Annotated in this window: 23 protein-coding genes and 1 riboswitch; of the genes, 20 read left to right on the plus strand and 3 right to left on the minus strand. The window is 42.6% G+C overall.

The window, feature by feature from the left end:
- Positions 1-164: 164 nt before the first annotated feature.
- Together DEM91_RS01595 and DEM91_RS01600 are read right to left on the minus strand one after the other, a co-directional pair.
- Positions 165-494, minus strand: coding sequence for a hypothetical protein (locus DEM91_RS01595; protein WP_249857678.1), 330 nt, complete (start codon positions 492-494; stop codon positions 165-167).
- A 224-nt stretch (positions 495-718) separates the two neighbouring features.
- Positions 719-868 (minus strand): hypothetical protein, encoded by a 150-nt coding sequence (locus tag DEM91_RS01600; RefSeq protein WP_249857679.1) that lies wholly within the window; start codon positions 866-868, stop codon positions 719-721.
- Between the two features lie 258 nt (positions 869-1,126).
- Between DEM91_RS01600 and DEM91_RS01605 the strand changes: the two genes are divergently transcribed.
- From DEM91_RS01605 to DEM91_RS01650, 10 genes are all read left to right on the plus strand, one after another.
- Positions 1,127-2,047 (plus strand): M48 family metallopeptidase, encoded by a 921-nt coding sequence (locus tag DEM91_RS01605; protein ID WP_249857681.1) that lies wholly within the window; start codon positions 1,127-1,129, stop codon positions 2,045-2,047.
- A gap of 423 nt (positions 2,048-2,470) precedes the next feature.
- The gene (locus DEM91_RS01610) at positions 2,471-2,923 is read left to right on the plus strand and encodes an NfeD family protein (RefSeq protein ID WP_249857682.1); all 453 of its coding nucleotides are present in this window, start codon (positions 2,471-2,473) and stop codon (positions 2,921-2,923) included.
- A 32-nt stretch (positions 2,924-2,955) separates the two neighbouring features.
- Positions 2,956-3,906, plus strand: coding sequence for an SPFH domain-containing protein (locus tag DEM91_RS01615; protein WP_249857684.1), 951 nt, complete (start codon positions 2,956-2,958; stop codon positions 3,904-3,906).
- A gap of 122 nt (positions 3,907-4,028) precedes the next feature.
- Positions 4,029-4,232 (plus strand): hypothetical protein, encoded by a 204-nt coding sequence (locus DEM91_RS01620; protein ID WP_249857690.1) that lies wholly within the window; start codon positions 4,029-4,031, stop codon positions 4,230-4,232.
- Between the two features lie 352 nt (positions 4,233-4,584).
- Positions 4,585-5,676, plus strand: a complete 1,092-nt coding sequence (gene wecB / locus DEM91_RS01625; protein WP_249857691.1) for a non-hydrolyzing UDP-N-acetylglucosamine 2-epimerase — start codon at positions 4,585-4,587, stop codon at positions 5,674-5,676.
- A 71-nt stretch (positions 5,677-5,747) separates the two neighbouring features.
- A complete protein-coding gene (locus DEM91_RS01630) occupies positions 5,748-6,527 on the plus strand; it encodes an SDR family oxidoreductase (RefSeq protein ID WP_410525613.1) in 780 nt (259 codons plus the stop codon).
- Positions 6,528-6,656: 129 nt separating this feature from the next.
- Entirely contained in the window at positions 6,657-8,027 is a 1,371-nt protein-coding gene (locus DEM91_RS01635) for an MATE family efflux transporter (protein WP_249857695.1), read from the plus strand.
- A gap of 510 nt (positions 8,028-8,537) precedes the next feature.
- Positions 8,538-9,155, plus strand: coding sequence for a helix-turn-helix domain-containing protein (locus DEM91_RS01640; protein ID WP_249857697.1), 618 nt, complete (start codon positions 8,538-8,540; stop codon positions 9,153-9,155).
- A 92-nt stretch (positions 9,156-9,247) separates the two neighbouring features.
- Positions 9,248-9,457: a heavy-metal-associated domain-containing protein gene (locus DEM91_RS01645; protein ID WP_008123085.1), complete on the plus strand. Its 210-nt coding sequence runs from the start codon at positions 9,248-9,250 to the stop codon at positions 9,455-9,457.
- A gap of 76 nt (positions 9,458-9,533) precedes the next feature.
- Positions 9,534-11,456 (plus strand): heavy metal translocating P-type ATPase, encoded by a 1,923-nt coding sequence (locus DEM91_RS01650; RefSeq protein WP_249857756.1) that lies wholly within the window; start codon positions 9,534-9,536, stop codon positions 11,454-11,456.
- A gap of 22 nt (positions 11,457-11,478) precedes the next feature.
- Here DEM91_RS01650 and DEM91_RS01655 read toward each other — a convergent pair whose 3' ends face one another.
- Positions 11,479-12,210 carry a transporter gene (locus DEM91_RS01655; protein WP_249857699.1) on the minus strand — a complete coding sequence of 244 codons (732 nt, stop codon included), beginning with the start codon at positions 12,208-12,210 and terminating at the stop codon, positions 11,479-11,481.
- A 132-nt stretch (positions 12,211-12,342) separates the two neighbouring features.
- Here DEM91_RS01655 and DEM91_RS01660 point away from each other — a divergent pair, with 132 nt between their 5' ends.
- From DEM91_RS01660 to DEM91_RS01705, 10 genes are all read left to right on the plus strand, one after another.
- Positions 12,343-12,933, plus strand: a complete 591-nt coding sequence (locus tag DEM91_RS01660; RefSeq protein WP_249857701.1) for a teichoic acid biosynthesis protein B — start codon at positions 12,343-12,345, stop codon at positions 12,931-12,933.
- Between the two features lie 504 nt (positions 12,934-13,437).
- The gene (locus tag DEM91_RS01665; RefSeq protein WP_249857703.1) at positions 13,438-14,607 is read left to right on the plus strand and encodes a pyridoxal phosphate-dependent aminotransferase; all 1,170 of its coding nucleotides are present in this window, start codon (positions 13,438-13,440) and stop codon (positions 14,605-14,607) included.
- Positions 14,608-14,739: 132 nt separating this feature from the next.
- Positions 14,740-15,804 (plus strand): bifunctional 3-deoxy-7-phosphoheptulonate synthase/chorismate mutase type II, encoded by a 1,065-nt coding sequence (locus DEM91_RS01670; RefSeq protein WP_249857705.1) that lies wholly within the window; start codon positions 14,740-14,742, stop codon positions 15,802-15,804.
- Between the two features lie 154 nt (positions 15,805-15,958).
- Complete coding sequence (locus tag DEM91_RS01675) at positions 15,959-16,741, plus strand: prephenate dehydrogenase (RefSeq protein ID WP_249857707.1); 783 nt, start codon at positions 15,959-15,961, stop codon at positions 16,739-16,741.
- Between the two features lie 44 nt (positions 16,742-16,785).
- Entirely contained in the window at positions 16,786-17,676 is an 891-nt protein-coding gene (locus DEM91_RS01680; protein ID WP_036930055.1) for a DMT family transporter, read from the plus strand.
- A 10-nt stretch (positions 17,677-17,686) separates the two neighbouring features.
- Positions 17,687-18,637 (plus strand): endonuclease, encoded by a 951-nt coding sequence (locus tag DEM91_RS01685; RefSeq protein WP_195252151.1) that lies wholly within the window; start codon positions 17,687-17,689, stop codon positions 18,635-18,637.
- Positions 18,638-18,855: 218 nt separating this feature from the next.
- Positions 18,856-20,190, plus strand: coding sequence for a signal recognition particle protein (gene ffh / locus DEM91_RS01690; protein WP_249857709.1), 1,335 nt, complete (start codon positions 18,856-18,858; stop codon positions 20,188-20,190).
- Between the two features lie 32 nt (positions 20,191-20,222).
- Positions 20,223-21,101, plus strand: a complete 879-nt coding sequence (gene folD / locus DEM91_RS01695) for a bifunctional methylenetetrahydrofolate dehydrogenase/methenyltetrahydrofolate cyclohydrolase FolD (protein ID WP_249857717.1) — start codon at positions 20,223-20,225, stop codon at positions 21,099-21,101.
- A 293-nt stretch (positions 21,102-21,394) separates the two neighbouring features.
- Entirely contained in the window at positions 21,395-22,543 is a 1,149-nt protein-coding gene (locus DEM91_RS01700) for an OmpA family protein (RefSeq protein ID WP_028900771.1), read from the plus strand.
- A 164-nt stretch (positions 22,544-22,707) separates the two neighbouring features.
- Positions 22,708-23,496: an acyl-[acyl-carrier-protein] thioesterase gene (locus DEM91_RS01705; protein WP_249857719.1), complete on the plus strand. Its 789-nt coding sequence runs from the start codon at positions 22,708-22,710 to the stop codon at positions 23,494-23,496.
- Between the two features lie 487 nt (positions 23,497-23,983).
- Positions 23,984-24,172: riboswitch (cobalamin riboswitch) on the plus strand.
- The last annotated feature ends 47 nt before the right edge of the window (positions 24,173-24,219 follow it).

Genomic DNA, 24,219 nt, shown 5'->3' on the forward strand with positions numbered 1-24,219 from the left:
GTTGATTTTATCGCATTCATGGAAAATCCCGAAAAAACTTGGAATGATTTCCTTGCAAAGGAGATGCAAAAAGCGCCACCTGAACCAAGTCTTTTCGATTAGGGGGGCTTACTTTTAAAAAATAAACCTAAAAGTCCTATTTTACGGGGCTTCGGGGAAGATATTTATGCTCTTTTGAGTTTTACCGGACAGCAATATTTATTTATAGTGTTGCTTGCATAAGTGCTTGCCACATGACTCTTGCGCTTTGCCATGTAGGTCTTTATACTTGAGACTGCGAATCCTGCTATCGGTATGGCCAAGTAAAGCCAACCACATTTTGGGTCGTTGGTTGCGCGCAGCATGACAATTACTGCCAACGATATTGCAGCACTAAGGTAGCCCCATATAAGGAAACTGTCACCATTGCCTACAGATAAATCCTTCTTTGTCTGGTTTATCATTCGAGTGATAAGCTCAAGGCTCTCCTGCTCCGAAATCTTCTTCTCTTCCATTTTCGTTACGTTATTGCGACACACTTATTGCATATATCAAGCGTGATGTGTCTGGTTAAACATTTAGTTTATTTTATAAACCATCTTTGGAAAAAGAGAAGCAAGGAGGTCGACTCTCACTTGCTTTAGCTAGCATTATTCTCTTCGAACACTGATGATTACAGTTGCAAATTTAGATAAGTTTATTTTATAAACCAAATGATTTGCAATAAAATATTCGACATTTAACTTTTGTTTACAACCGGCTGTGCTTTTGCTATTTGCTCGACAATGCTTAGTGCCATAGCCGTTTCTCCTGGCAGATAGAACATGGCTTTGCGTCTTTGCAGCTCTTCATAGCGTTGAAAGGCTTTCTTTTCGTCTTTATTATGCAATCAATACTCCGTTAATTCTAATATAATATCGTACATGGCGATACAAAGAAAAATAAATGTCACTCAGATGGAATATTACGGAACCCATTGCGAGCAGGTCTACTGAACGAATTTCAACCTCAGCCGGGCTTAGTGAATCAATTAGGTTCAGTACAACCTGTCACTTTCCCAGCTTTATCTCAAATTTTAATGAACTATTGTCCGCATGTATCATTTTTTTTGTAAGTTTGCAATAGCGAAAGTATTAAATCGGAAGTTATGAATAAAGTAAAGATTTTATTGTTCTCGCTTGTTACAACGCTTCTTGTAGCTTGTGGAACTACACGTATTGTACCTATCACAGGGCGTCATCAAAGTTTGATGGTGTCTGATGAGCAGGTACTTAGTTTAAGTAATCAGGAATATCGTAAGTTTATTGCGTCTGCAAAACTCTCTTCAAATGCCAACCAAACAGCGATGGTGAAGCGTGTAGGTCATAAGTTAGCGAATGCAGTAGAAACCTTTTTCCGTACAAATGGCTTGTCCAATGAGTTGAGTCATTATAGTTGGGAGTTCAATTTAGTGGCTGACAAGCAAGTCAATGCCTTTTGTATGCCAGGTGGAAAGATTGTAGTATATGAAGGCTTGTTGCCCTATACTCAAAACGAGGCGGCTCTTGCCGTGGTGCTTGGTCACGAGATAGCACATGCTGTTGCGCGCCACAGTGCAGAGCAGATGAGTGCGCAAATTCGTAACAATGTGGGCGTTCAGGTGTTAGGTGGTGCTTTAGGAGCAATGGGAGTGGGTTCTACCACCACGCAATTGGCTCAAATAGTAGCGCAACAGGGCTTACAATTCAGAAGCTTGAAATATTCTCGTGCGCATGAGACGGAAGCCGACAAGATGGGAATTATCTTTGCAGCCATGGCTGGTTATGATCCTCGTGAGGCTATTCCATTTTGGAAACGCATGTCTTCAGGGCAGCAAGCACATAGTGACATGTTCAGTTCGCACCCCTCTGACAGTAAGCGTATTGCAGCTTTAGAGCGTGAGATGCCTACAGCCTTAACCTATTATCATGGTCATGGTAAGACTGCTGCACCTGTCTTGAAAAAAAGCACGAAACAAAGATTTAAGTCACAGTCTAACTCGAACGTGAAGTCTGTTTCTGTTTCCGACTTGTATAAGAATGCTCAATAATACGCATCTATTTTTCATGGATTCGCAAGGAGTCGAGTCTTGAATCATTGTTCTATGCGCAACCGTTATATTCAACTATGGTAGACCTCATCATCTGCCATAGTTTTTTAGTTTTATGAACCTTTCACACATTTCTATTTATCTGCCTACAGTCAACTCAAAAGGTGCACTTTTTGTCATGTTATTTCAAAATTTAAGAATTCTCTTTTAGAACAGATACAGCCAACGAATAGCACTTCCTCTACACTTTTAGCGAGTTTTTGTAAGAAAGATATCGTAAAAAATGGAAAAATCTCTTGCACTGTCCAATCAAAATAATTATCTTTGTCAAAAGAGCAATCATTTCCTCATGTTGGAAGTTTTTACTTACTCAAGGTATGACTTATCTCTTCAATTTTTATAGTATTTCAAATCCTTAAACCAATGTTTGAATATTTATCGCAACATTTATGGCTGGTCTGGATTATCATTACCATGCTGTGCTTGATTATCGAACTGGGATCGGGCGATTTCTTTGTCACTTGTTTTGCTTTGGGGGCTCTTGTTGCCATGATTAGCGCACTGGTTGACTTGCCGATATGGCTTCAGGTCATTATTTTTGCTGTCGGTTCTGTTCTCAGCATCATTTTCATTCGTCCTCCCTTGTTACATGCTTTACATGCTTCTGGCGAGACTCGAGTCAGCAATGCCGAGGCACTCATTGGCAGGAAGGGGACAGTTGTCGAGACTATCCATGCCAATGGCAGCGGATATGTCCAAATAGACGGTGATGTGTGGAAAGCCGTCAGCAGTGATTTGTCACAAATTGAATCAGGAGAGCGTGTCCGTGTCATCAAGATGGATAGCATCATTGTTACAGTGGAACCTTGCCTGTAAAAGTCGTAGAATATTAATCAAAGCAATAAATTATGATAGCAACTTACGTATTAATAGCAATTGTAGTCTTGGCGTTAATCTTTGTCAAGCAAGCAATTATCATTATTCCACAGTCTGAAACCAAAATTGTGGAACGGCTCGGAAAGTATTATGCCACCCTTAGTCCAGGCATTAATGTCATCATTCCCTTTATCGATCGTGCCAAAACGATAGTCACCATGACTCGAGGACGATATATTTACAGTACCAGTATCGACCTTCGTGAGCAGGTATATGATTTTGACAAGCAGAATGTGATTACCAAAGACAACATCCAAATGCAAATTAATGCATTGCTGTATTTCCAAATTGTTGATCCATTCAAAGCAGTTTACGAAATCAACAACCTGCCCAATGCCATAGAAAAGCTTACACAAACAACCTTGCGTAACATTATTGGTGAACTTGAATTGGACCAAACGCTTACCTCGCGCGACACGATTAACACCAAACTTCGTGCCGTTCTCGATGATGCCACTAATAAATGGGGTATCAAGGTGAACCGCGTCGAATTGCAGGACATCACACCTCCTGAGAGTGTGTTGCAGGCCATGGAGAAACAGATGCAGGCAGAGCGTAACAAGCGTGCTACTATTTTAACCAGCGAGGGCGAGAAGCAAGCTGCCATTTTGCAATCCGAAGGCGAGAAGACCAGCACTATCAACCGTGCCGAGGCTACCAAGCAGCAGGCCATTCTCTATGCCGAAGGTGAAGCGACAGCACGCATTCGCAAGGCAGAAGCAGAGGCGATTGCCATTCAGAAGATTACTGAGGCAGTGGGGCAGAGTACCAATCCTGCTAATTACCTCTTGGCACAGAAGTACATCGCCATGATGCAAGAGTTGGCTTCTGGTAACCAATCCAAGACAGTCTATTTGCCTTACGAGGCTACCAACTTGCTCGGAAGCATTGGAGGTATAAAGGATTTGTTCAAGACAGAATAGAAATTCAATATTGTTCCCGATAAATCAATGTGGAATGAAGCGAAAATAAGCAAACCCAGTAGCTTCTTCCATACAGCGAATATCGTGTCTTTTTAACCTTGAGAATAAAATAATTTGGCAGAGTGATACAGATGATAGGCTCATCGTTCGTCACTCTGCCACATCTTATTATAGAGATTCGTCCGCATAGCGAATATAGGTGGGAAAGCTTGAAACAGATGATGTTGCGCATTTCTCTTGGCAATAATATGGGCACACCATCTATAATGTTGATTTCTGCACTACGCATGCTTCAGCAGGGTGGTTTGCTTTGCTCCAACATCTAAACAGCCAAGAGTATATCCGCAGGGGGATAAAGAAGTCTGTGGTTTTACCCCAATTATTTTAAGTAGTGAAAAACACACAGAGAAGGACTTGCTATTGCTCATTAAGAAATACAGGTTTATTGATTTTGATGAACCTGTATTTGATGCTGCCAAAGGGTCATGTAATGAGGTAGCCATAGGATTTTGTGAAAAAATAAGGAGTACAAAGTATTGAAACTTACAGCTGTGGCAAGGAAAATGTGAGTTAGCAATGGCGGTATTGTTCATATTTTCAAAGGCAAATTTCAAGTTTTTTTGTGTTATCCGTTGCAAGTGAGCAAATTAAAGTCTAACTTTGTAGAAAAATATTGCAATGAATATCTGTATCGTAGCAGGGGCACGCCCCAATTTCATCAAAGTGGCACCTATTATAAGGGCTATCAACAAAGCAGCTAATGAGGGTAGGGATATTACTTACCAACTGGTTTATGCGGGCAGGGAGGACGACCCTACACTGGAAAACTCACTCTTCGACGACTTGCAAATGCCACGTCCTGATACTTATTTAGGTGTAGATTGCGACAATCTCAACGAGCTTACAGGGTGCGTCATGGCAGGTTTTGAGCATTATTTGCAAAGTCATCCCACCGATGTTGTTATCGTTGTGGACGACTTAGCCTCGACATTAGCAGCTGCTATCGTCACCAAAAAGCAGGGTATTACATTGGCTCACTTGGTGGCAGGCACCCGAAGTTTTGACATCAACATGCCGAAGGAAATCAATAGATTGGTCATTGACGGGCTTAGTGATTTGTTGTTTACTGCAGGAATGAAGAGCAACAGTACCGCCACTCGTGAAGGAGCGGAGCAATCGAAGATTTATTTAGTGGGTAATATCCTCATGGATACCCTTCGTTACAACCGCAATCGTTTACAACGCCCTACAATCCTTAGTCAGTTAAATATTGAGGATGGGTCGTATCTCGTCTTTACGTTGAATAGAAAGGCATTGCTGTCCAATGAAGAATTACTACGCTCATTACTCCGTGTGATAGGCGATAGATGTGGTGGCAGAAAGATTATAGCTCCCTTACGTGGTCGTGCAGCACAGGTCGTAAAGAGACTTATTGGTAACGATTACCCAGCCTTTCAATTGATAGAACCCCTTACATACTTACAATTTGGCTATCTCACAGCCCATGCTTGTGGCATTATTACCGACAGCGGTAATGTGGCAGAAGAGGCAACGTTTCATGGTGTTCCTTGCATCACGCTCAATCGGTACACCGAGCATATTGAGACAGTGAAGGAAGGTTCTAACGTTTTGGTGGGCGAGGATACCACCCTCTTGGCACAAGCCATGGATCAGATGGTGGCAGGAGAATGGAAGAAGAGTTCCATACCTGATAGATGGGATGGAAGGAGTGCCGAACGTATTGTACAAATCTTATTAGAACACAAATAAATCTTACAACTTACCAGCCCTACTCTGTTAGCAATTCACTTCGCTCAACAGGGGAGGGCTTTTGAAAATCTATTTCTATGATTGCATTTATTACAGGAGCTACCAGCGGTATCGGTCAGGCTTGTGCCTTCGCATTTGCTAAGAGTGGTTATCATCTCATTCTAACAGGTCGTAAACAAGAACGTTTAGAAGCGCTAAAACAAGAGTTAGCAGCTTTCCCCATCCAAGTTTTGTGCCTTTGTTTTGATGTTCGTCATCGCGAGGAAGCTACCAAAGCCGTAGAGTCGCTTGACGAAAAGTGGCGTAACATTGATGTCTTGATCAATAATGCTGGGTTGGCGTTAGGATTGGAACCAGAATATGAAGGAAGTTTCGACGATTGGGATACGATGATAGACACCAATATTAAGGGATTACTCACGATGACCAGATTGATTGTACCAGGTATGGTGGCTCGCAATCGTGGGCATGTTATCAACATAGGTTCTGTGGCAGGAGATGTTGCTTACGCCAATGGCAATGTGTATTGTGCCACCAAAGCCGCTGTCAAGGCTTTGAGCGATGGACTGAGAGTAGATCTTGTGGATACTGCAGTGAGGGTGACAACCGTCAAACCGGGATTGGTACAAACCAATTTCAGTGTTACTCGCTTTCATGGTGACCAAGACCGAGCACATCATGTGTATGAGGGCATCCAGCCACTCACTGGTGAGGACATTGCTGATGTGGTGCTTTATGCCGCTCAAGCTCCCCAACATGTGCAGATAGCCGAAGTGTTGGTACTGGCTACCCACCAAGCTAATGGATTCACTATCAGTCGTAATCCCGACCGAAAAGAATCCTTATCCTAACCATGGGGGTGGTTGTGTCCCTATCGCAACCATATCTATGCCACCAAAGCATGATGCTGGGGTGACAAAGTAGGAGCAGGGGCGTATCTTTCTCATCGTCCACTGCTCACCAAAATTTGTGAATATCGTATGCTACAGCGTAGAGACAATTATACCTTCCTGACGCAAGGACCCATTCGGCGTGTCATTCTTACCATGGCAGTACCCACCATTGCTAGCATGTTGGTGACGAGTTTGTACAACGTTGCCGATACTTATTTCGTTGGAAAGATTAACACACAGGCGGTTGCCGCTGTGGGCATTGTGTTCTCTGTGATGTTCGTTATTCAGGCATTCAGCTTCTTTTTTGGCAATGGGTCTGGCAATTACATGGCTCGCGAGTTGGGAGCGCAACGACGGCATCATGCCCAAATCATGGCGTCTACTGCCTTTGTCTACGCCATTGCTTCGGGCTTGGTTATCATGGTGATAGGCTTGCTATTCTTAGAGCCTTTGTCGGTGTGGCTCGGTAGTACTCCTACTATCCTTCCTTATACCAAACGATACTTAGGCATCATCTTGTTAGGTGCCCCTTTAATGACTGGTTCATTGTGTCTCAACAATCAAATGCGCTTTCAAGGCAATGCATCGTTTGCCATGTGGGGCATCGTTTCGGGGGCTATTATCAATGTAGGACTGAACCCTATCTTTATTTTTCTGTTTGATTGGGGCATCACAGGGGCAGCTTTGGCTACGGTGCTGGGACAGTTGACCAGTTTCTTGGTATTACTGTACATGACCCGTTATGGCGGTAGTATGCGCATCAGTTTTCGTTACTTCTCGTTCTCTTGGATCTATGTCAAGGAAATTTTAGCTGGTGGTACACCTTCTCTGTCGCGTCAAGGGCTCACCAGTGTTGCCAGTATCTTGTTAAATGTGGCTGCTGCCCAATATGGCGATGCAGCCGTTGCTGCCATGTCTATTGCCAATCGATTTACCATGATTGTCATGGCATCGGTCATTGGGTTAGGACATGGGTTCCAACCGTTTTGCGGATTCAACTATGGAGCACACCTATATAGTCGTGTTCGACGTGGTTTTTGGTTCAGTGTGCAGGTTGGAACCTGTTTCTTGTTGGCTTGTAGCGTGTTAGGATGGGTGTTTTCCGATGGTATTGTGGAGCTGTTTAGGAACGATATTGAAGTGATCAATATTGGGACGAAAGCCTTACGCTGGCAATTGGTGTCGTTGCCCGCCATGGCGTTTTTCCTTATGTCTAATATGTTGATGCAAACCATTCGTAAGACGTTCCGTGCAAATCTGCTGGCTGCCTCGCGCAGTGGTCTTTTCTTCATTCCTTTGGTAATAATATTACCTCAATTCTTAGGATTGCAGGGCGTGCTGATGAGTCAGGCTTGCAGCGATATTTGCTCGCTTCTCATTACCTTGCCATTGCTGTATGCTACGTTTAGGGAGTTGACGCAGGCGCAGAAGAGCGATGCCACCCATCGGACATCTTGACAAGGTTGCAAGTGTATGGTATGATGTTTGTGGTAAAAGAGTAAGTCCTCACGTGAGCAAAACAGTCTGTTTTTCATTGTAAAACAGTCTATTTTGTGAGACAATACAGTCTGTTTTGCCCGCCAACGGCATGCAAATTCGTAGCTTTTAGCAATGCTTTTCCCCTGAAATAGCATGGGAGTTAAATTCATGTCGGTTTGTTGTTATCTTAGTGTATTGAAGTGTAGAGATTTTCGTTGTTAGTTCATATTTGACGTATTTGTGATGAGAGACTCAAAAGATTGAGAATACGGATAGCGTTAAGCGGTGTGTTATCAAGAAAAAACGCCATCATCCAAAAGCTCAATTTTTATTTCTTCCATGGAGCTGTTTCATGAGTAAGCATGCTTCTTCAGCCGTAGGTTGGTTAGAACGAACCAAAAATACAAACATCGTGTATGGCATTTACAAACTAATTCGCTAAATTTGCAGGAAATACTTCATGCTGTTTGAAGGAAAGAGAGAAATGAGATGAAAAATCAGCAAAAGTCATTGAATTCCGATAGGAAACGAACATCTGTCGGCGGAAGTGTGTTGTACATTAAGAACATGGTGTGCGACCGCTGCATTATGGCTGTGCGGCAGTTGCTACAAAGGATGGATATCGCACCTCAATCTGTAGAGTTAGGGGTGGTAAGATTAGCTGAAGAGCTCAGCAAAGAACAGTTGGAAATGCTTCAAAAAGATTTGCTTCAACTGGGGTTTGAGCTACTTGACGACAAAAGGCAGCAAACCATCGACCGCATCAAGACTCTCATTGTCGATTTGGTTCATTATCATGACAACCGCTCCGAGCTCAACCTCTCTGACTATCTGGCACAACAGTTGCACAGTGAATATAGCAGTTTGAGCAAGCTCTTTAGTGAGTTTACGGGTATCACCATTGAGCGTTATTTCATTCTGCAGCGCATTGAACGTGTCAAGGAGCTTATTTTTTACGATCAGTTGTCGCTCACCGAAATAGCTTATAAACTCAATTACTCGAGCGTAGCTTATCTGTCGAGCCAATTCAAGCAAATCACGGGCATGACACCCTCGCAATTCAAGGCATTGAAGCAAAACATGCGTAGAGGATTGGACACTATCTAATATCTTTTTTTTATAATTTTCTCCCAAAATTCCATAACACGCTTTGTGGATAAAGGATGTATCTTTGCAGTGTTCAATCAAAACATAGAACAATGGAAAAGAAAACATTTACAATTAACGGCATGGCTTGCGAACATTGCAAGTCTATGGTAGAAAAGCGTTTATCGTGTTTAATAGGAGTTGAGTCTGCAAAGGTTGATTTGGCGCATCACACTGCTGAAGTGGCTTATGATGAGGAGTTAATAAGCCCAACAGAGATGAAGAAGGCAGTAGACGAAGCAGGTTACGACTTCCAAGTGTGATAACTCTTTACACATTTAGCTTGCCAACTTGTCAACTTTTTAACTCAGTAACTCGTCAACTTTTTAACACAACATGATGAAGAAAACAATACCAGTAGTGGGAATGGCATGTGCGGCTTGTTCTGCCCATGTGGAGCGAACGCTCAATTCCTTGCAAGGTGTACACTCGGCAGCGGTGAGCTTGCCTGGTAGAAGTGCCTTGGTAGACTATGATGAGCTTGTGATTTCGCCCGAAGAGATGAAACGTGCCATCAATAACATAGGTTATGACCTCGTGATAGACGAAGAACAATCTGTGGAAGCAATAGAGCAGAATGAATACAGTCTGCTGAGGCGAAAGGTCATTCTCTCTTGGGTTTTTGCCGTGTTGTGCATGGCTGTATCGATGAGGTGGATTGATTTAGGGGCGAAAAATATCGTTAATCAGGTAGCGTTGCTCTTGGCTCTCGCCAATTTCATATGTTGTGGACGAGCATTTTTCACCAACGCATGGCGACAGTTGCTACATCGTTCTGCCAATATGGATACGTTGGTGGCACTTTCTACGGGCATTGCATTCTTGTTTAGTGTGTTCAATACTTTTGTCGGCGAGCAGGTTTGGGGCAGTCGAGGCATCGAATGCCACACCTATTTTGATGCTTCGGTGATGATTATCACCTTTGTCTTGACAGGAAGATTGTTGGAGGAAAGGGCTCGAAACAGTGCTGCAAGCAGTATACGGCAGCTGATGGGACTCTCTCCAAAGACGGCACATTTGGTTCAGGGAGACAGCATACAAGAGGTTCCACTTGCCACAATTAAAATAGGTGATACGGTAGAAGTACGTGCAGGTGAGAAGATTCCAGTAGACGGCATTGTAACATCGGCAACAAGTTTCATGAACAGTACTGGCGTATATGTTGATGAAAGTATGATAACAGGTGAACCAACGCCTGTATTGAAGCGTGAAGGTGGAGACGTCTTGGCAGGAACAGTGGTCTCGCAAGGCAAGTTTCAGTTCAAAGCTCGTCAGGTGGGTGAGCATACAGCATTGGCACAAATCATACAAATGGTGCAACAGGCGCAGGCAAGCAAAGCCCCCGTGCAGCGTATTGTTGACAAGGTGGCACTGGTGTTTGTTCCTGTAGTGCTGTTGTTGGCTTTGCTTACGTTTGTTTTGTGGTGGGTTGTAGGTGGTAACGCATTGTTGCCACATGCTATACTGTCAGCCATTTCGGTATTGGTCATTGCTTGTCCGTGTGCTATGGGCTTGGCAACACCTACCGCACTGATGGTGGGAATGGGCAAGGCAGCACAGATGAATGTGCTTATCAAGGATGCTACAGCCTTAGAAGCCTTGCGAAGTGTAGATGCCATGGTTGTGGATAAGACAGGTACACTCACCATTCCCAACCAACAAATAGACTTTACAGAGGCAGATGATTTATCTTTTGAGGCACGAGAAACCTTGAAACCGCATGCTCGTGAAGCCATGGAAATATTGCAAAAGCAAGAGAACATAGCGGTGTATATGATGAGTGGCGACCGTCACGATACTGTAAAATATTGGGCAGCGTGTGCAGGTATATCGCATTTTTATAGTAAAGTGCTACCCCAAGACAAAGAGAATTTGGTGCGCCAGTTGCAGAATGAGGGCAAAAAGGTAGCCATGGTGGGCGATGGCATCAATGACACGCAAGCGTTGGCATTGGCAGATGTGAGTATCGCAATGGGCAAAGGAACCGATGTGGCAATGGATGTAGCACAAGTGACCTTGATGAGTGATGATCTTAGGCGCATACCGCAAGCCATACGTTTGAGCAAACAAACGGTACGGATGATATGGCAAAACTTGTTTTGGGCGTTTGTTTATAACCTGAGTTGCATTCCTTTGGCGGCAGGAGTGTTGTACATCTTTGGCATTAACTTTCAGATTACCCCCATGTGGGCAAGTGTTTTAATGGCATTTTCAAGTGTAAGTGTGGTGCTGAATAGTTTGCGATTAAAGTACAAGAAGTAGAATTTTTTTAAGCTTTTGCAAATTATTTTGGCACTGGATAATTATATTGGTCAAAGTAAGTGTGACGATTGTTGGGCATCCACCCACGTTCTACTGACAATTGTATGCTGAACGAAGGATTGAAATGATACTTTACAGCCGCTCCCAGGCGGTCGCCCATTGACGTCATATCGTAGAGAGGGCGAAACATGGGCATGGTTTGATGCAGTGATTTTTGACCATAGAGATAGGCTTCCCACCGTTCGTTGAAGCGATAACCCAATACGGCAGAGAGTCCTGCATCATGATATGACTGGTGATTCCACCTGAGACGATTGAGATAGCCACCCACTGCAAGAGATAAATTCTTGTTCAACGACATGGCATACATTGCCGATACATTTTGTGTAAAGCCTGCTCCGCTCGGTGCATTCTTACCAATAAACCCGAAAACAGAAGCCCCTAAATTCACGTTTAGCCCTTGATGCAAGTCCCAACCATACCAGCCAGTACTGTAATAGGGATACCAATAGTTGGACATCATCTGCCCTTGTAGGTTGAGGGTTGGCAAATGAAGTGAGTCGCTGTCTGTGGTTGACAATGCTGGCAGATAGCCATTCACTAGCGGTTGGGCTGATGCGCCAGCAGTATGTGGCTGGACAAAGGTTACAGTGTCTGTCTTTTCGGTTTTCGACGGTAACTGTTTCTTGTTTTCTTGTGCACCAATAGGCATGCAAAATAGCACTATCAAGGGGAGAATATACCACTTCTTCATGGTGAGCAAAGATAGATGATTGTGCCTATACAACAAAACTTTTAAGGGTAATTTTATTTTAATTATCAATTATTTTTTTGCTTCTTTGCTGTTTTGTACTATTTTTGTCAGCATAAAAAAGAAGAGATGACAATGAAAAAAACAACCATTTTTTTGGCTTTCTTGTTGTTAGGAGCCACTTTGAATATGTCTGCACAGCAGCCAAATAAAAAGAAAAAGACCTTTGAAGAGAAGGTCTCTAAGTTCGTGAAACAAACCAAAAAAGAGTTGGAACAAGCAGGTCATGAACTCGGCGATGCTATCGGGTTCGATGATCGTTTGTACAGTAAGGCAGATTTGCTACGGGTGAATGGTTCTTACTATATGCCCTTGTACAGCACCGACATATATAAAGGCGATTCGGCATTGGCGTTTCGCACGCAGTGTACCAAGCTGTTTCGACAAAAATATCCCAAGGCAAACATCCTGTCCGTTGCCATTCCACAGAAAGATTGGACTTTAGAAAAGATAGAGAAGGACGATGAAATAGTGGGCTATCGAAAGACTTTGCACTGTTTCATTATTGCTCGTGATGGCGATGAAGGATATATCAATGCCAAGTTTACTTATGGTCAATCTAAAAAGGTGGGACATGACTTTGTACGCTCGGTTGCTGAATGGCCAAAATGGGAACGTACAGATGTCCTAACAACATCCGTCTATCAGCAACTATTAAAGTTATAAAGGTATCAATATCTTTCGCTCACTACTCGGAAGTCAATCAAAAAGCACAGAAGAATATTGTCAAGAAGACGCCAATTAAGGCTACGAAATATTGATATTTGATAGTGTGAATGCACTAAAAGCATCTTTTTGTCTGTTGTTTTCTTATTTTTTCGAGCAAAATGTTTGTGAGTTACAAAATAATATTATACATTTGCAAGCAATAAAAAAGAGAACAAAATATGTTGAACTACGTGTGCGCATCTTTCTATTACTTCTATCTTTACTTTACAAATACTTGTGAAGCGGAAGTTTGTGTGCCATAGTCAATTCAAAAAAATAATCCCATGAAAGCCCCGCTTCACTATATGTGAAAGCGGGGCTTTCGCTTGTAATGCCTCGTAGAACAGATAAGGAGATGAAGAGAACGCAAAACAATTCTTCCTGTCACCATGAGGTCGGAAGAACTAAGATGAAGAAGTTTGAACGATAAGTTCGTGGTCTAACTATAAAATCAACAACAAAATGGACATTCAACCTGCACAACGTGTGAACCAAATACAAGAATATTATTTCAGTAAGAAACTGAAAGAAGTAGCACAGCTACAAGCCTCGGGAAATGATATTATCTCACTTGCCATAGGTAGTCCTGATATGCCGCCATCTCATCAAACGGTTCAAAAGCTCTGCGAAGTAGCCAACGACGTTTCTACACATGGCTATCAACCCACCTGTGGTACGCCAGAATTGCGCCAAGCCATGGCACGATTTTACGAAAAGTGGTATGGCGTGAGGCTCAATCCACAAACCGAAATACAGCCACTCATTGGTAGTAAGGAGGGTATCTTGCACGTCACGCTGGCTTTTTGCAATCCGGGTGATGCCGTTTTGGTTCCCAATCCAGGTTATCCTACTTATACTTCGCTGAGCAAATTGTTGGGAGTACAGGTACTCAATTACAACTTACGAGAGGCGAATGCATGGCAGCCCGACTTTGCAGAGTTAGAACAAATGGATTTGACAAAGGTTCGACTGATGTGGACCAATTATCCTCACATGCCTACGGGTGGTAATGCGCAATTGAAGACGTATGAGAAATTAGTGACATTTGCACAAAAACACAATATTGTGATTGTCAATGACAATCCTTATTCGTTCATACTCAACGACCGTCCCTTGTCAATCATGCAGGTAGAGGGAGCCAAAAATTGCTGCATAGAGTTCAACTCTATGTCGAAAAGCTTTAATATGCCAGGGTGGAGAGTGGGCTTGTGCGCATCGAATGCAACGTATATTTCGTGGATTCTCAAGATAAAAAGCAACATAGACAGTGGCACCTTTCGTGGTATTCAGTTGGCTGCAGCTGAGGCATACAACACCAATGACGAAATGTGGCATTATATAAATAATGTGAAGGTGTACAAAGAGCGTCGCAAGATAGCCGAGAAGATAATGCAAGTCTTGGGCTGTAGCTACGATCATGCACAAGTGGGGATGTTTTTATGGGGGCGTATTCCTGTCAAATATAAGAATGCCGAGCAACTCACCGAACGTGTATTGCACAAGTCGAACGTTTTTATCACCCCAGGATTTATATTTGGTAGCAACGGAAAACGCTATATCCGAATATCACTTTGTGCCAAAGAAACAAAGATGAACGAAGCCTTGATGCGCCTTCAGGCAAAGGCATGGTAGTCGGCTATGATGTAACAAAGTCTTCAAAATAACTGGGAGAATTTGAACAAAACGAGCAATTAGAAATATTTATATGGATAAAATATTTACCTTTGCCATTGTGTCAAAGGTGATAGAAAATAGAAAAATGAAATGGAATTAGACTTATTACCACTCAATTTACAAAGCGATGTAAAGCGTCCTTTTGTCATTGCCGGACCTTGTAGTGCCGAAACAGAGCAACAGGTCATGGAGACAGCATGGCAATTGAAAAGGAAAGGATGCCATAATTTTAGGGCTGGTGTGTGGAAACCCCGCACCAAACCCGGTTGTTTCGAAGGGAAAGGAGAGGAAGCCTTGTCATGGTTGAGACGTGTAAAGCAGGAGACAGGCATGTTGGTGTCTACTGAGGTGGCTACACCACAGCATGTAGAATTGTGCTTGAAATATGAATTGGATTTCCTGTGGGTAGGGGCTCGCACGACAACTAACCCCTTTGCCATGCAGGCTTTGGCTGATGCACTGCAAGGAGTAGATATCCCCGTGTTTGTAAAGAACCCTGTTAATCCAGATTTGGAGTTATGGATGGGAGCCATGGAACGTCTCAATAGGGCAGGCGTTCAGCGCATAGCAGCCATACATCGTGGTTTTTCAAGTTATGAAAAATCTATGTATCGCAATCTTCCTATGTGGCAAATTCCCATTGAGTTGCATCGCCGCATCCCGCAGCTTCCAATCATTTGCGACCCCAGTCATATAGGTGGAAAACGTGAACTGATAGCTCCACTTTGTCAACAAGCCATGGATTTGGGATTCGAAGGACTGATTGTTGAGTCACATTGCAACCCTCATTCTGCTTGGAGCGATGCAAAACAGCAGGTTCTTCCAGAGGAGTTAGATGCCATTTTGTCTAAGTTGGTAGTGCGAGATGAATATACAACAACCGATGATTTGCAAAATTTGCGCGCAGAAATAGACCAGTTAGACGACCAACTGATGAATTTGCTGAGTAAACGACTTCGCATTTGTCGTGAAATAGGGCAGTATAAGAAGGAACATAATTTAACCGTTTTGCAATCAAATAGATACAGTGAAATCTTAGAAAAGCGTGGAAAGCAAGGTGTACAATATGGGCTGTCAGCAGAGAGTGTGGCAAATATCTTTGAAGAGATACACCAAGAGAGCGTGAGGCAACAACTGAAAATCATTAATTCATAATATAGTTGACAAGTTTACGAGTTTACGAGTTTACAAGTTGACGAGGAGACAAGTAAATAGACTTATTGCTTATAAGACTATCAACTGGTGAACTTGTAAACTCGTCAACTTGTCAACTATATTATGAATTAAGAATTATGAATTAAAACAAGCTATGCGAATATTAATAATGGGTGCAGGTAAGATGGGAAGTTTCTTCATTGACCTGCTGAGTTTCGACCACCAAGTAGCAGTATATGAAAAAGATGCCCAGCGTATGCGGTTCACTTACAACTGTCAGCGGTTTACTTCTTTAGCGGAGATTCGTGATTTTGAACCCGAATTAGTTATCAATGCCGTTACGGTGAAGTACACGATTGCTGCTTTCCAAGAGGTGATGCCGTATTTGCCAACAGGGTGTATCTTGAGCGATATTAGTTCGGTGAAGACAGGATTGAAAGCATTTTATGACTCAACTCCCCATCCTTACGTGTCTACTCACCCTATGTTTGGCCCCACATTTGCCAATTTACACCAGCTAAGTCAAGAAAATGCGATTGTTATTAGTGAGGGTGACTATATGGGACGCATCTTCTTTAAGGAGCTATACCGTGGATTAGGATTAAATATCTACGAATACACCTTTGACGAACACGATCAAACGGTGGCTTATTCATTAAGCATTCCGTTTGTTAGCACCTTTGTCTTTGCTGCCGTGATGAAGCATCAAGATGCGCCGGGAACGACCTTTAAGCGCCATATGCAGATAGCTCGTGGGGTGTTGAACGAAGATGATTACTTGTTACAAGAAATACTTTTCAATCCCTATACACACGACCAAGTGTCGCAGATACGAGAGGAATTAAAAGAACTTTTGCAGGTGATTGATGACAAAGATGCTGAAGGAATGAAAAAATATCTTACTAAAATAAGGCAAAATATGAAAGAAGATTTGTAGCTTTGCATCGCAAATTAACTTAAAAGCTTAAATATATTTATATCATGTGGTTCTATCACGTTGTCGCTTTCCTAACGGTAGCGATATGGGGGTCTACTTTCATCTCCACCAAAGTATTGATACAAAGTGGCATTTCACCAGCAGAAGTGTACACATTGCGTTTCTTAATAGCCTATGTGCTGATGTTATTGTTTTTTCATAAGCATATTTTTGCTCGTACATGGAAAGATGAATTGCTGATGGCAGGACTGGGTTTGACAGGAGGGACGGTGTTCTTTTTGGCACAAAACGTGGCATTGGGTTATTCGACAGCTATGAACGTGTCGCTCATTGTGTGTTCGTGTCCGTTGTTCACCATGCTGCTTCATCGGATATGGTTCAGGAGCGAACCGCTTGGTAAGTGGCAAATCATTGGTACAGCCTTTTCGTTTGTGGGAATGGCAGCCGTAGTTCTCAACGGTCAATTGGTGCTTAATCTTTCTCCACTCGGTGATTCGTTAGCTTTGTTAGCTTGTATCAGCTGGGCAGTGTATTCGCTATTGCTCAAAAAAGCCAATGAGAAATATCCTACCACCTTCATTACTCGAAAGGTCTTTTTCTATGGTTTGCTCACCGTGTTGCCTTATTATGCTTTCGAACCTGGCTTTCCCAGTATTGAGACATTGATGCAACCTAAGATATTGTACAATCTCTTGTTCCTTGGAGCAATCGCTTCTATGCTCTGTTTCTGGTTGTGGACGTGGGTGATGTTGCGCTTAGGAGCATTGCAGGCTACTAATTATGTGTATGTGAACCCTGTTACTACAATTATCTTTGCAGCATGGATATTACACGAGGAGATAACTGTTTATTTTGTTGTGGGAACGGCATTGATACTAACGGGTTTGTATCTAAGTAGTCGAAAGCAGCCTTTACGTTTCGGAAAATCCATATAATGGAGTAGCGATGACGTATGTGCTGAGCCTGTTGTTAGGTGTATTCACGGTGGTGGAACTGAACTGTGAAAACCTTTTCGATTGTCAACACGACAGTCTGAAGCATGATGAACAGTTTCTGCCCACCTCTGATTATCATTGGACCCCACATCGCTATTGGACTAAGATAAACCGTATAGGGCAAACCATTCTTTCTTGTGGCGAGTCTGCCAATGGGTGGTCGCTGCCCGATATGGTGGGCTTATGCGAGGTAGAGAATGATAGTTGCCTCATTGCATTGACCCGCCGTTCACTTTTACGTCATGCTCGGTATGAGTATGTGATGACACATTCGCCCGATGAGCGTGGTATTGATGTGGCATTGTTGTATAGTCCATTCTCGTTCCAATTGCTTGATTGGTATGCCATTCCTATTCATCCTGTTAAGGATATGCGTCCTACACGAGATGTATTGTATGCGAAGGGAAGGATTGTGACGGGTGATACGTTGCACGTTTTCGTGGTTCATGCACCCAGTAGGATGGGAGGAGAATCCTTCACTCGAAGTCATCGACGAATTGTGGGTGATATTTTGTTGCAAACGATTGATTCCATACGGTCAGTATCTACCCGTCCTCGCATCTTGGTGATGGGCGACTTCAACGATTATTCATCTGACAAAAATATCTTGAGGCTTGTCCAAAGTGGGCTTGTTGAAGTGTCGGCAAATGCGAAAGGCACACATGGAGCAAAAGCAACTTATCGCTTTCGGGGCGAGTGGGGTAGTTTAGACCATATCTTTTTGGATAAGTCTTCTGCGGAATTGGTACAAGAATGTTATGTTCATGATGCGCCATTCTTGTTAGAGAAGGATGAAAAATACGGAGGAGTGAAGCCCCGTCGCAATTATCAAGGACCCCGTTATCTCAATGGTTTTAGTGATCATCTGCCCTTAGTGATGCGCATCAACTGGCAAAAGTAAAGGCTGTGGTGTATCTCTTTTAGTGTTTTTCTATTTTTATTCCCTTGTAGTATGAAAAAATAGTATTACTTTTGTAGCGTATAGTGGGAACAGATATCTATGGTTTGTAGCGCTTGTTCCAAGAGAAAATAAATTCATCCTCTCCAATAGTCGTACAAAATGAATGCAGAATTGTGCATAGAAATGGAAAGGAATAACAGAAAACGATAAATAAAGCTATGTTTGAGAATTTAAGTGAAAGATTAGAACGATCATTCAAAATACTGAAAGGTGAGGGAAAAATCTCTGAGATTAACGTTGCAGAGACTTTGAAAGATGTCCGTAGGGCTTTGTTGGATGCCGATGTGAACTATAAGGTAGCAAAGAACTTTACAGATAAGGTTAAGGAAAAAGCCTTGGGTATGAATGTGCTTACGGCTGTGAAGCCTGGTCAATTGATGGTCAAGATAGTACATGATGAGTTGGCAGAGTTGATGGGCGGTGAAGCTGTAGGACTTCAGTTAGATAGCAAACCTGCCATTATCTTGATGTCTGGCTTGCAAGGTTCGGGTAAGACTACCTTCACAGGTAAGTTGGCGAACATGCTGAAGACGAAGCAAAAGAAGAACCCTCTGTTGGTAGCATGCGACGTATATCGTCCTGCTGCCATCGAACAGTTAAAGGTTGTTGGCGAACAAGTCGGTGTAGAAGTGTACAGCGAACTTGATAATAAAAATGTTGTCGCTATTGCACAGCAAGCCATACAACAAGCCAAAGCCAAAGGTAACGATGTGGTTATCGTCGATACGGCTGGTCGATTGGCTGTCGATGAAGAGATGATGAATGAAATCTCTCAACTCAAAAATGCCATTCATCCTGATGAAACCTTGTTCGTTGTCGACTCAATGACAGGTCAGGATGCGGTGAATACCGCCAAAGAGTTTAATGACCGATTGGACTTTGACGGTGTGGTTCTCACCAAGTTAGATGGTGATACGCGAGGTGGTGCAGCCCTTTCTATTCGTACAGTGGTTACCAAACCCATTAAGTTTGTAGGAACAGGTGAGAAAATGGATGCCATTGACGTGTTCCACCCGTCGCGTATGGCAGACCGAATATTAGGCATGGGCGACATTGTTTCTTTGGTAGAGCGTGCTCAAGAGCAGTTTGATGAAGAAGAAGCGAAACGCTTGCAGAAAAAAATACAAAAGAACAAGTTTGATTTCAACGACTTCCTTAAGCAGATAGAGCAAATCAAGAAGATGGGTAACATCAAGGATTTGGCTGCCATGATACCGGGAGTTGGGAAAGCAATCAAAGATATTGATATTGATAACGATGCTTTCAAAGGCATTGAGGCTATTATCAAGAGTATGACTCCCAAAGAGAGAACGAATCCAGAAATACTCAACACCTCTCGCAGACAGCGCATTGCTAAGGGCAGTGGTACCAATGTTCAGGAGGTGAACCGATTGATAAAGCAGTTTGACCAGACACGTAAAATGATGAAAATGGTGACTGGAAACAAAATGGCTGGTATGATGAATCGAATGAAGGGTATGCCTAAAATGTGATCATAACAAAGAACGAAATAAATAGTAAAACGATGCAAAAGATTGACGGAAAAGCAACAGCTGCTGCTATCAAGGCAAAGATAGCTGAAGAAGTAAAACAATTGGTCGCCAAAGGTGGCAAGAGACCACATTTGGTGGCAGTTTTGGTAGGCCATGATGGAGGTAGTGAGACATACGTAAGGAATAAGGTGTTGGCTTGTGAAGAATGTGGTTTCGAGTCTACCCTTATCCGTTATGAGGAGAATGTCACAGAAGAAGAATTGCTGAAGTGTGTAGACAAGCTCAATCATGATGATAATGTCGATGGCTTTATTGTTCAATTGCCTCTGCCAAAACATATCAATGAAGAGAAAATCGTGATGGCTGTGGACTATAAGAAAGACGTAGACGGGTTTCATCCCATTAATGTAGGGCGAATGTCCATAGGACTTCCTTGTTTTATCTCTGCCACTCCGTTAGGCATTATGACCTTATTACAACATTACGACATTGATACAAACGGGAAAAAATGTGTGATTCTTGGACGAAGCAACATCGTTGGTAAGCCTATGGCACAGTTGATGATGCAAAAAGAGTATGGCAATGCGACCGTCACGGTATGTCACAGCCAGTCTGTTAATGTCAAGAAAGAGTGTCGTGAGGCTGATATCGTTATTGCAGCAGTAGGCATTCCAAACTTTGTGACAGCCGATATGGTTAAAGAAGGTGCCGTTGTGATTGATGTAGGCACCACACGCGTGCCCGATAGTACACGCAAAAGTGGCTTCCGACTCAATGGAGATGTGAAGTTTGATGAGGTGGCTCCTAAATGTAGTTATATCACTCCAGTGCCTGGTGGCGTAGGTCCAATGACTATTTGTTCGTTGATGACGAATACATTAGCGGCTGGAAAGAAGGAATATTATCGATAATCGTTGCTCTTGCTTAGTCTTATTAAGCGGAGACTATCAAGTGGCTTTGTCAGATTTTGAGTTTGTTTTATATGACTGTAAGATCAAAATATGACAAAGCCAATTCTTTTAGAACTAACTAAAAAATAAAGAATAAAAGAACTTAAAATAGGGCTTAATTTCTGAATGTATGTCAATTTAACCCCTTGAAATGTAAAATATTTTCCGGATTATTTGTTTATTTACGTTTTTTTTCTTTACTTTGTAAATAGTACAATCAAAATATACACATTATTTATTTTAATTTTAAAAAGATGAAAAGATTAGGATTACTTTTAACAGCAGCTTTCATGGCAGCATCTGTTTCAGCACAGACAGTGACAGAAAGCAAATCGTATGACAATGTTTACATTGGCATTAATGGTGGCGTAGCAACAAAATCGACTGGTCATAGTTGGATGGATAATCTTAACCCCAATGCGGGTCTCCGTTTAGGTCGTTATTTCACACCTGTATTTGGATTGACAGCAGAGAGCAATGCTTACTTCTCAAATAAGCCCTACGAATCTACTGGCACAGCTGTCAGAGCATTAAATACCAGTTTGTTGGGTACAGTTAACCTCAGTAATTGGTTTGGTGGTTATCCTGGAGAGCCACGTGGATTTGAGGTTGTAGGACTCTTTGGTTATGGATGGGGACACCTCTTTGGTAATACAGAGGCATACCACCAAATGAACCACGATAACTTAACTTCGAAAGCAGCTATCGACTTTGTATTCAATTTGGGTTCAAACAAGGCTTGGCAGTTCTATGTAGAGCCAGCTATTGTATGGGCTCTCAATGGAGATGGTACACAACCTATTGAATATAATTTGAATAAATCATTCACACAGCTTAACTGTGGTTTTGTTTATAAGTTCCCTAACTCTAACGGAACCAATAACTTTACCATCGCCAAACTGCGTGACCAATCTGAAATTGACGGTCTTAACGCCCAAATCAACAGCTTGCGTAACGACTTGAGTGGTAAGAATGCACAGCTCACCGACAAAGATCGTCAGATTTCTGACTTGCAGAAAGCACTTGATGATTGCAACAAACGCAAGGCTTATGTAAAGCCAGCTACTGCCACTAACCTGCAACCAACGGTTCTCTTCCGTGTTGGCCAGAGCGTTGTAGACCGTTCTCAGATGCCAAACGTAGAGATGATTGCCAACTACATGAAGAATCACAAGGATGCCAAGATAACCATCAAGGGTTATGCTTCTCCAGAAGGTCCTGCAGAGCTGAACCAACGTCTGTCAGAGAATCGTGCTAAGAATGTCAAGAACTTGCTCGTAGACAAGTATAAGATTGCTCCTAACCGCTTGACAGTTGTTGGTATGGGTGTGACAGATAAGCTGTTCAAGGAATATGATTTCAACCGTGTGGCTACATTCAACGATGACACCAATGTAGAATAATATTTGCATTCATTTTATAGTACAAATCCCGATGTTCTCTGTGAGTATCGGGATTTTTTAGGTCTTTACCGTGCTTGCGGGTCACGAATTATTCTTATCTTTGTGCTGTCTACCAGCTTTCGGAGGGCAAAGACGTATATCCACAACCCATTAACATCCTACATATGAACCATCTTGATACTGTTGGCCGTTACACTTTCTTAGCAGAACCTTTCCATTGCGATTTCTCTGGTCGATTATTCCTTTCGCATTTGGGCAATCACTTGCTCAATGCTGCCGACTTTCATGCCCACGAACGAGGTTTCGGCATGACAGTTTTGCAGCCCATGCACAAGACTTGGGTGCTGTCGCGCTTCGCCATTGAGATGAACGAAATACCTTTGGCATACGACAAGTTTGAGGTGGAAACGTGGATAGAGCAAACGATGAAGTGGTTTACCTATCGTAATTTTTCCGTTCTTGGCAGGGGTGGAAAGGTGTATGGATATGGTCGAAGCGTCTGGGCGTTAATTGATACCGACACGCGACAGCCTACTGACATTCTTGCCTTTGATGACGGACGGGTCAAGCGGTGTACAGATGCCAAATATCTGTGTCCCATTGATGCTGTTTCGAGAGTCAAAATGACCGACAATATTCAACGATGGCATACTCTCGTTACAACATATAGCGATGTGGACATGAATGGACACATCAACAGTGTAAAGTACATCGAGCATTTGTTAAATCTTTGGCCGATGACCTTTCATGCCACGCACCCCATCAAGCGCATTGATGTGGCGTACGTCGCTGAAGCCTATGGAGGCGATACTTTACATTTCGATGTCGAGACGTTGGGCGAGCTCACCTATGCGGTGCGCATTATAAGGCAAGCAAAGGAGCAGTCTGCGGAGCAGGAGGTGTGCCGATGCAAGGTGCAATTTGCCGAGACACTCCGTCCGAAGAAGCTGTAGTTGAGGACTTATTTTTTCAGAATAATTTTTACAAATGGCTCTCCATATTTCGCATATTTCTGAACAGAGTCTCACTTGTTGCAAAATATCGTAGTATTTTGAAAGTTTGTTAAGTAGCAGTCAATAAATGAGTTACAAGGATATATCGTTGAGAAAGCCCTGAAAACTCATTGTTTTTGTGCCTTATCACAGCCTTTTAGCCCATTTGTTACATGCACTTTGTGCCTCTATTTGCATGTTATAGCACCATTAACTCATGTATATAGCCAGTCAAAGTCATGTTTCCAAGGTAAAAAAGCGATATTTTACGATTTTTTATCCCCATATTTTTTCTAAAACAGCACATTCAGAAGTGTTAAATTTTGGCACTTTTTCTTGACATTTCTCCAAGCACATAAAGGCATCTTCCGTTGCTCACCAACGATTGTCGTATTGTTTATCTTGCAACTTTCAGTGTAGATATTCGGTCTCTTGCGTAAAAAACCGTATATTTGCAGTAGCAATTGGTTCTGAATGAATCAGATGAAAAGGGAATCGGGTGCAAATCCCGAATAGTCCCGCTGCTGTGAGCAGTCGTTTTTGGACATCACATCGTGTTGCCACTGACAATTTTTCGGGAAGGCAAGTGTATGTCTGGCTGCGAGTCAGAAGACCTGCCGTTGCTATTCATCGCTATTGTGTTTCGCGGAAAGCCAATAGTACACTGTTGATATAGTTAGATTT

It is taken from the genome of Prevotella sp. TCVGH (assembly GCF_023522295.1).
Taxonomy (GTDB): Bacteria; Bacteroidota; Bacteroidia; order Bacteroidales; family Bacteroidaceae; genus Prevotella; species Prevotella timonensis.